Below are 14,373 nucleotides of genomic sequence, written 5' to 3' on the forward strand. Positions count from 1 at the left end.
ACCATTTCGGTGATCCGTTTCGAGAAAGTCAGCAAGGTCTACCGGACGGAAGGCCACCGGCGGACCATCCTGGAACAGGTGTCGTTCACCCTGAAGCCGGGCGTGTCCTACGGCATCCTCGGCATCAACGGCGCCGGAAAATCCACCACGATGCGGCTGATCGCCGGCACCGAGGACGCGACGCGCGGCCGGATCCACCGCGGCCTCAGGGTCTCGTGGCCCCTCGGCTTCGCGGGCGGCTTCCATCCCAAGATGACCGGGCGCGACAACGTCACCTTCGTGGCGCGCATCTACGGCGAGGACCCGCGCAAGGTGCTCGATTTCGTCGAGGACTTCTCGGAACTCGGAAGCTACCTCGACGTGCCGATCTACACGTACTCGTCGGGCATGGGCGCGCGGCTCGCCTTCGGCATGAGCATGGCGATCCCGTTCGACTGCTACCTGATCGACGAGATCACCTCGGTCGGCGACGCGCGGTTCTCGAAGCGCTGCGACGAGGTCTTCTCGCAGCGCCGGAAGAACGCCGACATCATCATGGTCTCGCACTCCATGGAGACCATCCGGCAGTGGTGCACGCAGGGGTTGGTCCTGCTGAACGGTCGCGCGATCATCTACGAGGACGTGAACGACGCCATCGAGGTGTACCGGCGCCTCAACGCCTGACCGCGCCGGCGGCGGCCGGACCGCGACGACATGCTTTTGCCGCCTCGCCGTGCGAGAGACGGTCGCGGCGCCGGGTGCGGCGCGCGCGGGATCCCGGTAACGGGTCGACCTTCGAGGCCGGGGAGGCCGGGAATCAGACCATGAACATGGAGATCCGGAAGGCCGAGGGGCAGCCGGTCACGCCCGCGGACCGCCAGCAGGCGGTGAGCGAGTCGCTGCGGCAGATCGCGCGCATGTCGCGCTTCGCCGACCGCAAGAAGGGCATCCGGTCCTTTCAGGCCGACGCCAAGAACGATCCCTGGATCCCGATCCTGTTCGTCGTCTGCTTCCTGCTGCCGACGCTCGCCGGGGCGGCCTATTACGGCCTGATCGCCTCGGACCGCTACGTCAGCGAGGCGCGATTCGCGATCCGGCCGGCCATCGGCTCCGCCGAGAAGACGTCCTCGGAGACCGGCGGGACGAATTCCGGCATGGCGAACCAGATGGTGGCGCAGGACACGCTGATCACGCGCGAGTTCATCCTCAGCCGTCCGATGCTGGAGCTCCTCGAGGCGCAGCTTCCGCTGCGCCAGTGGTTCAGCAGCGAGTCCATAGACTACTTCTCGCGCTTCGATCCGGAGAAGCCGATCGAGAAGTTCGTCCGCTACTGGAAGCGGCGCGTCGGCGTCGAGGTCGAGGCCGGATCCGGCATCTTGTCGGTGGAGGTCGAGGCCTTCGATCCCCAGGAATCCCTCGCCATCGCCAAGGCCATCATGAAGGAGGCCGAGCGCAAGGTGAACGACCTCAGCGTCAAGTCGCGCGAGGATGCCGTCGCCGAGAGCACGCGGGAGCTGCGGCTCGCCGAGGAGCGCATGACCAAGATCCGCCTCGCGACGCGCGACCTGCGCAACCGCGAGGGCGTGCTCGACGCGCAGAAGACGAACGACATCAACGTCAAGATGATCGCCGAGATGCGGGCCTCGCGGATCAACCTCGCGCTCCAGCTCGCGATCGGGCAGCGGGACCTCGGTCCCGACGCCCGCCGGATCATCGACATCAAGCAGCAGATGAAGGACCTCGACGACAACATCGCCCGGATCGAGCGGCAATCCGCCAGCCAGGATCCGGAGCAGAAGCGCCTGCTCTCCGACGCGTTGACCAAGTTCGAGGTCTTGGAGAACGACCGCAAGAACGCCGAGAAGTACTATCAGCAGGTGCTGACCGCCCACGAGCGCGCGCGCATCATCGCGGCCCGGCAGATCGAGTTCTTCAGCCCGATCGTCGAGCCGGTGAAGGCCGAATCCTCCACCGAACCGCGGCGGCTCTTGATGATCGCGTTGATCACCGCGGGCGCCGGCGTCCTGTTCGGCGCCGCGATGTTCGCCCGGAAGATGATGACCTAACGCGCGTCCCGCCGGGTTCGCCCGGGACGGTCCGGTATCCTCAGCGGCCGGCCCCGGTGCCCCGGTCATCCGCCGCCGGGCCGATGGTGCCGCCGGTCCAGCCCTGGGCGCGCCAGCCCTCGGCGCGCTGGTCGAGATCGATCGACCCTGCCTGGTCGAGAATGGACAGGACGCGCTCGGCCCGGGACTCGTCGGCGCGCACCGTCACCAGGGTACCGCCGCGACGCACGCCCTCGGCGTAGGTCTCGGCCTCGTCGGCGCTGAGGCCCGCGGCGGTCAGGCCGCCGATCAGGCCGCCGGCCGCGGCGCCCACGCCGGCGCCCGTCACGGTGGCGACGAGCCAGCCCGCCGCCGCCACCGGCCCGAGCCCCGGGATCGCCAGGAGGCCCAGCCCAGCGAGCAGGCCGGCGCCGCCGCCCAGGACCGTGCCGACCGTGGCTCCGGTGCCGGCGGAATCCGCCGCGTCCACCGGTCGGGGAACGGCGGTCCCGGGCGCCCGCGGCGGGACCGCGGGCTCGTTGCGATTCGCGATGATGCTGATGTCCGCGTGGGGGATGCCGGCGGCCTCCAGCCGGTCCACCGCCCCCGCGGCGGCGTCGTAATCGTCGAACAGGGCGGTCAGGGCGCGCAGGGCCATCGAGCTCTCCCGGTATGTCCGGGCCTGGGCCCGGAGACGTGGCGGCGGCGCGGGCGGCCCGGACGCGGGCGCGGTCGGATGCCGGATCGACGCTCTCGCCGACCGATCAAGCGATCGCGGCGGCCCGGGTTCCCGCGAGCGCCGGCCCCATCTTAACGCCGCGCTAACCATCCGCTCGGCAGATCTTGCCGGGTACGTCCCGGGCCTGTCCCGGGCGAACGGCAGCGGATGGCAGCGATGGCAGAGACGGCGAGCGTGCCGGCACAGACAGGAGCGGCGGCCGTCCTCGGCCAGCTCGCGCTGCCGACGCGCGGCGATCTCCAGGCGCTGTCGAAGCGGTCGGACCTGCTGTTCGCGACCGGCGTGCTGGGGATCCTGGCGGTCCTCATCTTCCCGTTGCCGGCGATCCTGCTCGACCTGCTGCTGGCCGTGTCGATCATCCTGTCGGTCCTGATCATGATGACCGGCCTGTCGATCGACAACCCGCTGGAATTCACCGTCTTCCCGACGCTGCTGCTCATCGCCACGATGTTGCGGCTCGCCCTCAACCTCGCCTCGACGCGCCTGATCCTCGGGCACGGGCACGAGGGCACGGCGGCGGCCGGGCACGTCATCGAGGCCTTCGGCCACTTCGTGATGGGCGGCAACTTCGTCATCGGGATCATCGTGTTCGCGATCCTGATCATCGTGAACTTCGTGGTGATCACGAAGGGCTCGGGCCGCATCGCCGAGGTCGCGGCCCGCTTCACCCTCGACGCGATGCCCGGCAAGCAGATGGCCATCGACGCCGACCTGTCGGCCGGCCTGATCGACGAGAAGACCGCGAAGGCGCGGCGCGCGGCGCTCGAGGAAGAATCCTCCTTCTTCGGCGCCATGGACGGTGCCTCGAAGTTCGTGCGCGGCGACGCGGTGGCGGCCCTGCTGATCACCTTCATCAACGTGGTCGGCGGCATCATCATCGGGGTGGCGCAGCAGGGCTTGAGCTTCGGCGAGGCCGCCAAGAGCTACACCCTGCTGACGATCGGCGACGGCCTCGCGAGCCAGGTCCCGGCGCTGATCGTGTCGACGGCGGCGGGCCTGCTGGTCTCGAAGGCCGGCGTGCGCGGCGCCGCCGACAAGGCGCTCGGCAAGCAGCTCGCGCACTATCCCAAGGCGCTGGGCATGTCAGCCGCGGTGATGCTGCTGATCGCCCTCCTGCCCGGCATGCCGATGCTGCCCTTCGTCCTGCTGGGCGGCGGGGCCGGCTACGCAGCGTGGCGCATCAACAAGACCGCCAAGCTCGCGCCGCCGCTCGACGCCCTGGGCGCCCCGATGGATGCGGCCGCGGTCGCCGCGGCGAGCGCCGCCAAGGAGGAGACGGTCACCGACCTGCTGAAGCTCGACGACCTCAAGCTCGAGATGGGCTACGCGCTCCTCGCCCTGGTCAACGGCGAGGGCCAGGACCGGCTCACCGACCAGATCAAGGCCCTGCGCCGCCAGCTCGCCGCGGAACTCGGCTTCGTGATGCCGTCGGTGCGCATCCTCGACAACGTCCAGCTCGACGCCAACGCCTACGTGGTGCGGGTCAAGGAGATCGAGGCGGGCACCGGCCGGATCTTCCCGGGCCAGTTCATGGCGATGGATCCGATGGGCGGTCAGGTCCAGCTGCCCGGACAACACATGCTGGAGCCGACCTTCGGCCTGCCGGCAACCTGGATCGACGCGGCCCTGCGCGACCAAGCGCAGCTCAAAGGCTACACCGTGGTCGATGCCGCCACCGTCGTGTCGACGCACCTGACCGAGATCATCAAGGCCCACGTCTCCGAGCTCCTCAACCACGTCGAGGTCTCGAAGCTGCTGCGCGAGCTGCCCAAGGAGCACGCCGAGTTGCTCAAGGAGATCGTGCCGTCGCAGATCTCCACCACCGGCATCCAGCGCGTGCTGCAGTTCCTGCTCGCCGAGCGGGTCTCGATCCGCGATCTAGGGGCGATCGTGGAGGCGATCGCCGAGGTGGCGGGCGCGGTGAAGAACCCCCGCGACGTGGTCGAGCACGTCCGGGCGCGCCTCGGCCGGCAGATCTGCGCACAGTACCAGGACCCGAACGGCATGCTGCCGATCATCACCCTGTCGCCGGCCTGGGAGCAGGCGTTCATGGAGTCGATCGTCGGCGAGCGCGAGGAGCGCTACCTCGCGATGCAGCCCTCGAAGCTCAGCGAGTTCGTCAACACCGTGCGCGACCGCTTCGAGACGGCGGCGCGCCAGGGCGAGATGCCGGTGCTCGTCACCTCCGCCCAGACGCGGCCTTTCGTGCGCTCGATCATCGAGCGCTTCCGCCGCGAGACGCCGGTGATGAGCCAGGCGGAGATCCACCCGCGGGCGCGGCTGCGGACGGTGAACTCGATCTGAGGACCCAGGGGCCGCGACACCGGCGTGGGCAGACTCGTGCCGGCGCACGGGCCGAGGGAGCAATTACGGGATCGGCGCGCGCCGCGCGCAGACGAAGCGCGCGGGCGAAGCGATCCCGGGTTTCGCGGTGTGGCGCGCGGGGGCCGAGGCGGCGGCGTCACCCCCGCGTCGAGACGGCGGTCAGGCCCTCAGATCGCTTTCTGCTTGAGCTCCCGCTCCAACTCGTGCGCGTCGAGACCGGGAACGACGACGGGCGGTTCCGGCACGGCGGCCGCCTTGGGCCCGTGCGCGGCCGAGCCGATCGCCGCGGCCAGCCGCGAGCGCTCGAAGGCGATCACCACGATCACCGAGACCAGGGCCGGAAGCCAGAAGTAGAAGATCCGGAAGATGATCACCGCCGCGATGATCGCGTCCTTCTGCGCCTCGTCGGTGATGTGCATCGCGGTGATGAACACGATCTCGAACACGCCGAGGCCGCCCGGCGCGTGCGAGGCCAGCGCCACCGAGAAGGAGGCCAGGAAGATCGCCAGGACCGGGATGAAGCCCGGGTTCATCGCCTCCGGCAGGGCGAAGTAGATGATGCCCGCCGCGCCCAGGAGCTCCAGCGGCGCCGCGAGCAGCTGGCGCCCCATGATGCCGGGCCGGGGATATTCGAGCTTGAACGACCGAATGTGCAGCGGCCGCAGGTGCAGGATCGAGCCGATCACGTACAGCCCGACGAAGCCCAGCATGCCGATGCCGACGATCAGCGCGGTCTTGGAATCGGTGAGGAAGCCCGGGAGCTTGCCCTCGAGGCGCGTCAGCAGGTTCGGATCGACCACCAGCGTGAAGCCGCCGAGGAGGACGGTCCCGAGGAAGAACGTGAACGAGCAGAGCGCCACCAGCACGGCGACCTGCGCCGCCGTCAGGCCCTTGGCCGTGTAGGCCCGGTAGCGGACCAGGGCGCCCGAGAAGACCGAGGCGCCGATATTGTGCGAGAGCGCGTAGGTCGTGAACGAGCAGAGCGAGACGAAGAGCCACGAGATGTGGCGCACGCCCAGATGCAGCAGGGCGATCCGGTCGTACCAGGCGAGCGCCGCGTAGGCGACCAGGGTCGACAGGGCCGCCAGCAGGATCCGGTGGGGCGGGATCGCGAGGATCGCGGCCCAGATCGCCGCGAGCGAGGTCGTCTTCAATTCCTGGTAGAGGAAGTAGCCCGATATCACGACGGCCGCGAGGCCGATCAAGGGCCAGATGAACTCGCTGATCTTCTTCATGAACACCGACGCCCTGGGGAGAGCCCCTGATGCGCCGGCACGCGACGCGCTGCAAGCGGCATGGCGCCGCCGCGATCCCCCTTGTCAGGTGATCGTGACGGTTTCGTGCCGCGGAAGCCGGCCGAGCGGTCCGACGGGCCGCGTCAGCCCCGGGCGCGGTTGAGGCCGATCCCGTCCATGGCGGCCTGATCGCGGGCCGATTCGGCAGCGCGCTCGGCGGTCCGCTCGCGGTCGTTCAGGATCTCGACCTTCTTGAGCTCCTCGAACGCCTCGCCCAGCTCGGCCTTCGCCTCGGCGAGCTGACCCTCGAGCGCCTGGGCGGACTGGATCATGTTGTCCCGGCGCGTCGCCGCGGCCCGGGCGTAGGTCGGGTAGGCGAAGTGACCGACGTCGGTGATTCCGGCCCGGGCCTCCTCGACGGCGACCTCGCGATCGAGCTCCACCGCCATGCGCTGGAAGTCGGCCATCATCATCTCGATCTGGGTCACGCGCCGGCGCTTCTCGTCGACCTGGAAGCGGCGCAGGCGGATCAGCGTGTCACGCGATTTCATCAGGACGCTCACTCCACGCAACGCTTGAGGCCGCGCCCGGGATCGTGCCCGGACCGAGCCTGTGTGCGAGCCTGCCCACGGCAAACCCGCCCGGATCCCCCACGTGCACCATGATCGCGCCGAAGCGTTAACGCCCCGGCCCATGGTGCCTAGGCCCTGCCGACGATCTCGGTGAGCCGTGCGTAACCATCGCCGATGGACGTTGCTTCTTCCTTACCCTGCCCCAGAAAAGCCTCAAGATCGGGCATGAGCGCGACCGCCTCGTCGACCTCCTGGGAGGAGCCCGCCCGGTAGGCGCCGAGCCGGATCAGCTCCTCCATGTCGGCGTAGGTCGACAGCAGCCGCCGCGCCCGCCGCACGACCGGGAGGTAGGCCGGGTCGCAGGAGCGCGGCATGGTGCGCGAGACCGAGCGCAGAACGTTGATCGCCGGGTAGCGCCCGCGCTCCGCGATGGCGCGCTCCATGACGATGTGACCGTCGAGGATGCCCCGCACCGCGTCGGCCACGGGCTCGTTGTGGTCGTCGCCCTCGACCAGGACGGTGAACAGGGCCGAGATCGTGCCCTGCCCCACCCCTGGACCGGCGCGCTCGAGCAGGCGCGGCAGCTCCGAGAAGACGGTCGGCGTGTAGCCCTTGGCGGTGGGCGGCTCGCCGGCGGCGAGGCCGATATCGCGCTGGGCCATGGCGAAGCGCGTGATCGAGTCGATCATGCACAGGACCTTGGCGCCCTGATCGCGGAAGTGCTCAGCGACCGACAGGGTCACGTAGGCCGCGTTCCGGCGCATCAGGGCCGGCTCGTCGGAGGTCGCCACCACGACCACCGAGCGCGCGAGCCCCGCGGCGCCCAGATCGTCCTGGAGGAATTCCTGCACCTCGCGGCCGCGCTCGCCCACGAGGCCGATCACCGCCACATCGGCGGCCGTGTAGCGGGCCAGCATCGACAGCAACACGGACTTGCCGACGCCGGACCCGGCGAAGATGCCCATCCGCTGGCCCGCGCACATGGTCAGGAAGGTGTTGATGCACCGGACGCCCAGATCGAGCGGTCCGCCGACGCGTGTGCGGGCGTGGGCGGGGGGCGGGTCCGCGCGCAGGGGGTAGACGTCGGGCCCCTGCACAAGGGGGCCCAGCCCGTCGACCGGCCGCCCGAGGGCGTCGATCACCCGGCCGAGCCAAGCGCCGGAGGGCCGGATCGCGCCGGCCGATTCGTCGCGGACATAGGCGGGGCAGCCGCGCCGCACGCCCTCGAGCGAGCCGAACGGCATCGCGAGCGCCCGATCGCCCTGGAACCCGATGACCTCGCAGGGCACCAGCCCGTGGCCGTTAGCACCCTCGACGTCGACCCGGCCACCGAGTCGCATCGCGGCCACAGGTCCGGCGACCTCCACCAGCAGGCCGCGGATCGCCACGACCCGCCCGAACGTCTCCAGCACCTCGATCCGCTCGAGGGCGGCCTGCGCCGACGCGAGCGAAGCAACGGATCTTGCCGGATCCTGTGTCATCGGCCTGGCTCTCAACGCTTCGTTTACCGGCCTCCTTAACACTGCGGGTCACGGGCTCGTAGCGGCTCGATCCGGGGCGCGACCACAATCGCGCCCGACGAAGTCGTACCGGTGTGTCCGACGGACAACACCGGGGATCGAACCGTTGCGCAGGAAGTACTTACGCCGAAGGGGGCGAGCGGCCTGGACGGGGGCGGATCGGAATCGGGGCCGAGGGCGAGGCCGGAGGAACGGTGTTTCTCCTGTCAAGCTCGCGGAACTTCGAACGAGACGCTTGCGGGCAGGAATCAGGTTTTGTTAACGATTAATCCATAGCGTTCCACGTCAAGAGCGACGGAGCGCCCGTCCACAGGCCGGTGGCGGGCGAAGGCTGGGACGTGTCTGCGCGCTGATGCGGCCGGCGGGGCTGGGGACCGACGATGCGGGTACTTTTGATCGAGGACGACAGCGCGACCGCGCAGAGCATCGAGCTGATGCTCAAGTCCGAGAACTTCAACACCTACACCACCGACCTCGGGGAAGAGGGTGTCGATCTCGGTAAGCTGTACGATTACGACATCATCCTCCTCGATCTGAACCTGCCCGACATGTCGGGCTACGAGGTGCTCCGCTCGCTGCGCGTGGCGAAGGTGAAGACCCCGATCCTGATCCTCTCCGGCATGGCCGGCATCGAGGACAAGGTGAAGGGCCTCGGCTTCGGCGCCGACGACTACCTCACCAAGCCGTTCCACAAGGACGAGCTGGTGGCGCGCATCCACGCCATCGTGCGCCGCTCGAAGGGCCACGCCCAGTCGGTCATCACCACCGGCGACCTGATCGTGAACCTCGATCAGAAGACCGTCGAGGTCGGCGGCGCCCGGGTGCACCTCACCGGCAAGGAGTACCAGATGCTGGAGCTCCTCTCGCTCCGGAAGGGCACGACGCTCACCAAGGAGATGTTCCTGAACCATCTCTACGGCGGCATGGACGAGCCCGAGCTGAAGATCATCGACGTCTTCATCTGCAAGCTGCGCAAGAAGCTTGCCAACGCCAGCCAGGGCAAGAACTACATCGAGACCGTCTGGGGCCGCGGCTACGTGCTGCGCGAGCCGATGGACGGCGAGGAGCGCATGGCGGTCTGATCCGCCGGTCGCACCGTCTCGTGAAAAACCCCGCGCGGTCCGGCCGCGCGGGGTTTTCGCGTTCCGGCGGTGTCCGCAGCCCTCACCGCGTCCCGGTGGCCGAGAAGACCTGCGCGGCGGGCGCGATCACCACGTAGCCGCCGCAGGGCGCGGCCCGGCTGATCACCGCGCTGGCGACACCCCAGATGTACGTGCCGCGGCGATCCTGCGCGACGACCGGGCCGCCGGAATCGCCGAAGCAGACCCGGGCACCGTTGGCCCGCGCGATGGTCAGCCCGGTGCTGCTCGCCGCCACCGGCGTCAGCGTGGCGGTGCGCAGGCGCCCGACCGTCCGGCCGGAGAGGCCGGCGCCGGCGATGCGCAGGCTCTTGGGGACCCGGCCGGGATCCGCCGCCAACGGAACCGGCCGCCGGTCGCGCACCGGCTCGGTCAGGCGCAGGACCGCGAGGTCGAGGGAGAGGTCGGAGAGGCTGACGCCCGACGCCTCATTCGGCAGCATCTCACCAGGATCGGGACTGTAGCGGGCCGCGACCCGCGCCCCGTAGACCGGCCGCGCCGGCTCGCTGCCCCGGAAGAACACCACGAGCGCGCCCAGCGGATCGCCGTTCACGCAATGGGCCGCGGTGAGCACGAGATCCGGCGCGATGAGCACGCCGGTGCAGCGGGTCAGCTTCAGCGCCTCCTCGGGCTGGGTGATCGTGCCGATCGCCACGGTGGCCTGCGCCAGGGCATCCCGGCCGGCGGCCGAGCCGCCGTCGATCGCGGCGGCCGGGCCCGACAGGCCCAGACCGAGGGTGAGCGCCGACGCGGCGGCGGCGCGTCGCGCCCCGATGGTCCGGAAGGTCGTCCCGAAGCTGGTCCCGAAGCTGATCACGTGCTGCTCATCCCCGCCGCGAGCCCCCGGACCACAGATGCCGCCCGCGCGGCGCCGCGCAAGCCGGCGCGAGGACGCGGCCGCCGTCACGTCCGTGTCATCGGCGGCCGGCTCGGCGATCAGCGCGCCACCGTCCAGGTCGTGGTGCCGTCCTTGTTGTCCTTCACGGCGACGCCCATCGCCGCGAGAGCGTCGCGCGCCCGGTCCGAGGCGGGCCAGTCCTTGGCGGCCCGCGCCGCCCGCCGCTCGGCGATCAGCGCCTCGACCGCCGCGACGTCGACCCCGGACGCCGCGACCTGATCCTGCTCGCGGTCGCTGCGGGTGCGCGCGAGGAAGCCCAGCAGGTTCGCGCCGGCGCGGAGCGCCCCGGGCTGCGCCTCCGCACCGCTCCCGAGCCGGTGCAGCTCGTTGATCGCGGCCGGCGTGTTGAGGTCGTCGCAGAGCGCCTCGACGACCCCGGCGGGGATGTCGGGCGCCGAGGGCGCGTCCCCGGCGGCGTTGTACCAGCGATCGAGCACGCGGGCCGATTCCTCGAGGCCGCGCAGGGTCCAGTCGATCGGCTGCCGGTACTGGGTCTTGAGCATGGTGAGGCGCACGACCTCGCCCGGCCAGTCCTTCAGCACGTCGCGGATGGTGATGAAGTTGCCGAGCGACTTCGACATCTTCTCCCCCTCCACCTGGAGGAAGCCGTTGTGCAGCCAGACGTTGGCCATCACCGGCGTGCCGAAGCAGCAGCGGGACTGCGCCACCTCGTTCTCGTGGTGCGGGAAGATCAGGTCGATGCCGCCCGCGTGGATGTCGAACGTCCGGCCGAGATGCTTGGCCGACATGGCCGAGCACTCGATGTGCCAGCCCGGGCGGCCGGCGGCGGCGATGCCGGCCGGCGACGGCCAGGACGGCTCGCCGGGCTTCGCCGGCTTCCACAGGACGAAGTCGAGGGGCGAGCGCTTGTAGGGGGCGACCTCGACCCGGGCCCCCGCCTCCATCTCGTCGAGGGGCCGCTTCGACAGGCCGCCGTAATCCGGCATCGAGGGGACGTCGAACAGCACGTGGTCCTCCGCCACATAGGCGTGGCCGGCCCGGACCAGGGCCTCGATCATCGTCACCATCTCGGCGATGTGGTCGGTGGCGCGGGGCTCGACGAAGCGGGCTCGCGCGCCCGGCACGTTCACGTCCTCCGGCATGAGCACGCCGAGGTCACGCACGTCGCGGTGGAACTGCGCCAGCGTCCCGTCGGTGAGTTCGCGGATGGTGATGCCGCGCTCTGCCGCCCGGGCGTTGATCTTGTCGTCCACGTCCGTGACGTTGCGCGCGTAGGTGACGTGCTCCGGCCCGTAGAGGTGGCGCAGCAGGCGGAACAGCAGGTCGAAGACGATGATCGGCCGGGCGTTGCCGATATGGGCGGCGTCGTAGACCGTCGGTCCGCAGGCGTAGACGCGGACATGCTGCGGGTCGATCGGCGCGAACGCCTCCTTGGCGCCGGTGAGCGTGTTGTAGAGCCGCAACATCGGCGCCATGAAACCCTTCCCTTCTCCGGCGCCGGGGATGACGTCCGGCCCGGAGCCGTGGCCGGAAATCCGGCCCTGCCTTCAACGACCTGAGGGCCCCGCGCGGCGAAGAGCGGCCGAAACGTGGCGGATCGGCCAGCCCCGGCACGGCACCCTGTTGCATCGCGGCGACGGCGCGGCCCGCGCGATGGGGCTAACCCAAAAGCGTGAGGAATTCGAGATGGCTTGCGCGCCATGCGGGTAAGGCTTCCTTAACCGCGCCGTCGGACCGTCCGGGCCACGATCCTCACGCCACAGATCCTGTGCCCAAGGACAATCCATGCGACGCTCGGCCGTTGGTTCCCTCGCTCTCGCCACCGTTCTCGCCTGCGCGGGCCTGACCCACGCCGCGCTGGCCGGCACCGACGGCGAGACGCCCGCGAAGGCGCCGGTCCGTGTCGAGAAGACCTTCCTGATCCCGTCGAGCGACGGCTACGGCGTCGGCGAGTGCCTGACGACGCCGGGCAGCGCCTGCGGCCAGGTGGTCGCCAACGCGTGGTGCGAGGCCCAGGGCTACGCCGCGGCGAACTCCTACGGCGTCGCCGCCGCCGACGAGTATACCGGCGCGATCAGCCAGCCGGTCCCGGCGCCGTCCGAGCGCCCGATCCGGATCACCTGCCAGGACTGAGCCGACCGCGGACGGCCCGTCGCCGGGCCGCCGCGCGGAAAGCTCGCGTCACCGGGTGCCGCTCACTTCATGAAGTCGGCGCATTTCTGCGCCGGTTCGGTGCCCCAGGGCGCCAGCGGCACCGCCGAGGTCGAGTTCTTCGGCGAGCCCTGAATGACCTTGTCCGAGTAGACCATGTAGATCAGCGTGTTGCGCTTCGCGTCGCAGCCGCGGACGATCTGCATCGACTTGAAGATCAGCGACCGGCGCTCGCTGAACACCACCTCGCCCTGGCTGAGCTTGCCCTTGAAGGCGATCGGGCCGGTCTGCCGGCAGGCCAGCGAGATGTCCGAGACATCCTCGGCCAGCCCCAGCGTGCCCTTGATCCCGCCCTTCTCGGGTTGGGTGTACCAGCACGACACGCCCGAGACCGCCGGATCGTCGACGCCGTAGACCACGAGCTTGTCGTTGGGCGTCAGCGGGCGCCAGACCGTCGACTTGTCGAAGATCCGGTCCGGCTCCTGCGCCGCGGCCGGACCGGCCGCTGCCAGGCCCAGTGCGAGAAGCCCAACATAGGTGAGACTCCGAAACAACATCGCCGGTCAATTCCCCCTCACGCTTGCGGGCCGGATGTAGGAGGGGTGTCGCGGTCTTGCGAGGGGGCGTAGAATGGCCCCGCTTCCGTCCCGAAGCGCGGATGCGCGCGGGCTCCGGATACTCCGGATCGCCGCGCACCCGATCAACGCGATGCAGCCTATGCCTCACCGCCCGATCGTCCGTACGCTCGGCCGCCTCATCCTGAGCGCGGCCATAGCCCTCGGACTGTCCTCTCCGCTCGCGACCTCCGCCAGCGCGCAGGAGGCCGCGCCCGCCCCGGCGCCCGCCGAGGCGCGGCCGGCGCCGCAACTGCCGTCGCCGCAGTGCCGGCGCTACCGGGCTGAACTGGCCTCGCTCCAGAGCGGCGCCAGCACGACGCGCGCGCTCAACGACGAGATCGGTCGGCTCGAAGCCTATTTCCGCGGCCTGAACTGCGAGGGCGGCAAGTTCCTGTTCTTCGACACCCGGCCGCCCCAGTGCGGCGCGGTGGAGCAGCGCATCCGCGCGCTCAAGGCCACCTACGGCGGCGCCGTGATCGACGACAGCGGCGCCCGGAAGCGGGAGCTCCAGGGGCTGGTCGCGTCCACCTGCCCGCCGCGCGAGGCCTATGCCGGCTCCGGTGAGGCCTACGGCCGGGGCGGCCCGCAGATGGTCTGCGTGCGGACCTGCGACGGCGGCTACTTCCCGATGAAGAACCTGCCAGAGGGCCGCGGCGGCGCCGACGAGATGTGTCAGGCGCTCTGCCCGGGAACCGAGGCGCAGGCCTATTCCATGCCGTACGGCGACGACGCCCTGAAGCACGCCGCCACGGTGAAGGGCAGCCGAGCCTACACGAACCTCGCCAACGCCTTCAAATTCCGCAAGGAATTCGTGCCGAACTGCTCCTGCAAGCCGGAGGGCAAGTCCTGGGCGCAGTCTCTGGTGAAGGCCGAGAGCATGCTGGTCCGGCACAAGGGCGACATCTTCGTCACGCCGATGCAGGCCGAGGCCCTGTCCCGGCCGAAGGTGCGCCTGACCCTTGTCGGCCGGGCCGACCGGACCGCGGCGGAGCTCGCCGCCGACGCCGCCGGCCGCGCGGGCGTCGACACGAAGGGCGGCGCGGGACCCGGCCGCGACGATGCGGTGAAGATCCAACCTGCCGCGGCCGACGGCACGAAGGCCGCGGAGGCCGCGGAAGCCAAGCCGGATCACGTTGCCGTGCGCATCATCGCGCCCGACGTCATCGCGGTGCCCCAGCGCCTCACCCCCTGA

13 protein-coding genes are annotated in these 14,373 nt (G+C 70.3%); 6 read left to right on the plus strand and 7 right to left on the minus strand.

Annotation, left to right across the window (positions count from 1 at the left end):
* Positions 1-9: 9 nt before the first annotated feature.
* Positions 10-663: an ABC transporter ATP-binding protein gene (locus H288_RS0112410; protein WP_012322467.1), complete on the plus strand. Its 654-nt coding sequence runs from the start codon at positions 10-12 to the stop codon at positions 661-663.
* A gap of 140 nt (positions 664-803) precedes the next feature.
* The gene (locus H288_RS0112415) at positions 804-2,045 is read left to right on the plus strand and encodes a capsule biosynthesis protein (protein ID WP_026604889.1); all 1,242 of its coding nucleotides are present in this window, start codon (positions 804-806) and stop codon (positions 2,043-2,045) included.
* 40 nt (positions 2,046-2,085) lie between these two features.
* On the opposite strand, the gene H288_RS0112420 is transcribed toward H288_RS0112415, so the two are convergent.
* A complete protein-coding gene (locus H288_RS0112420; protein ID WP_020092901.1) occupies positions 2,086-2,682 on the minus strand; it encodes a hypothetical protein in 597 nt (198 codons plus the stop codon).
* A 237-nt stretch (positions 2,683-2,919) separates the two neighbouring features.
* Between H288_RS0112420 and flhA the strand changes: the two genes are divergently transcribed.
* The gene (gene flhA, locus H288_RS0112425) at positions 2,920-5,067 is read left to right on the plus strand and encodes a flagellar biosynthesis protein FlhA (protein ID WP_020092902.1); all 2,148 of its coding nucleotides are present in this window, start codon (positions 2,920-2,922) and stop codon (positions 5,065-5,067) included.
* Between the two features lie 188 nt (positions 5,068-5,255).
* Here flhA and H288_RS0112430 read toward each other — a convergent pair whose 3' ends face one another.
* The 3 genes from H288_RS0112430 to fliI form a co-directional block, all read right to left on the minus strand.
* A complete protein-coding gene (locus tag H288_RS0112430) occupies positions 5,256-6,323 on the minus strand; it encodes a lysylphosphatidylglycerol synthase domain-containing protein (RefSeq protein ID WP_020092903.1) in 1,068 nt (355 codons plus the stop codon).
* 143 nt (positions 6,324-6,466) lie between these two features.
* A complete protein-coding gene (gene fliJ, locus H288_RS0112435) occupies positions 6,467-6,874 on the minus strand; it encodes a flagellar export protein FliJ (RefSeq protein ID WP_012322462.1) in 408 nt (135 codons plus the stop codon).
* Between the two features lie 149 nt (positions 6,875-7,023).
* Positions 7,024-8,376, minus strand: a complete 1,353-nt coding sequence (gene fliI / locus H288_RS0112440) for a flagellar protein export ATPase FliI (RefSeq protein WP_020092905.1) — start codon at positions 8,374-8,376, stop codon at positions 7,024-7,026.
* A gap of 419 nt (positions 8,377-8,795) precedes the next feature.
* On the opposite strand from fliI, the gene H288_RS0112445 reads away from it, so the two are divergent.
* Positions 8,796-9,497, plus strand: coding sequence for a response regulator transcription factor CtrA (locus tag H288_RS0112445; RefSeq protein ID WP_010683835.1), 702 nt, complete (start codon positions 8,796-8,798; stop codon positions 9,495-9,497).
* A gap of 82 nt (positions 9,498-9,579) precedes the next feature.
* On the opposite strand, the gene H288_RS0112450 is transcribed toward H288_RS0112445, so the two are convergent.
* A complete protein-coding gene (locus tag H288_RS0112450) occupies positions 9,580-10,371 on the minus strand; it encodes a trypsin-like serine protease (RefSeq protein ID WP_020092907.1) in 792 nt (263 codons plus the stop codon).
* A gap of 119 nt (positions 10,372-10,490) precedes the next feature.
* Positions 10,491-11,888 (minus strand): cysteine--tRNA ligase, encoded by a 1,398-nt coding sequence (gene cysS / locus H288_RS0112455; protein WP_020092908.1) that lies wholly within the window; start codon positions 11,886-11,888, stop codon positions 10,491-10,493.
* 310 nt (positions 11,889-12,198) lie between these two features.
* On the opposite strand from cysS, the gene H288_RS0112460 reads away from it, so the two are divergent.
* Positions 12,199-12,546: a hypothetical protein gene (locus H288_RS0112460; protein ID WP_020092909.1), complete on the plus strand. Its 348-nt coding sequence runs from the start codon at positions 12,199-12,201 to the stop codon at positions 12,544-12,546.
* A gap of 62 nt (positions 12,547-12,608) precedes the next feature.
* On the opposite strand, the gene H288_RS0112465 is transcribed toward H288_RS0112460, so the two are convergent.
* On the minus strand, positions 12,609-13,121 hold the full coding sequence (locus H288_RS0112465) for a CreA family protein (protein ID WP_020092910.1): 513 nt from the start codon (positions 13,119-13,121) through the stop codon (positions 12,609-12,611).
* Positions 13,122-13,281: 160 nt separating this feature from the next.
* On the opposite strand from H288_RS0112465, the gene H288_RS0112470 reads away from it, so the two are divergent.
* A complete protein-coding gene (locus tag H288_RS0112470) occupies positions 13,282-14,373 on the plus strand; it encodes a DUF2865 domain-containing protein (RefSeq protein WP_020092911.1) in 1,092 nt (363 codons plus the stop codon).

The sequence above is a fragment of the Methylobacterium sp. 285MFTsu5.1 genome, assembly GCF_000383455.1.
GTDB lineage: Bacteria > Pseudomonadota > Alphaproteobacteria > Rhizobiales > Beijerinckiaceae > Methylobacterium.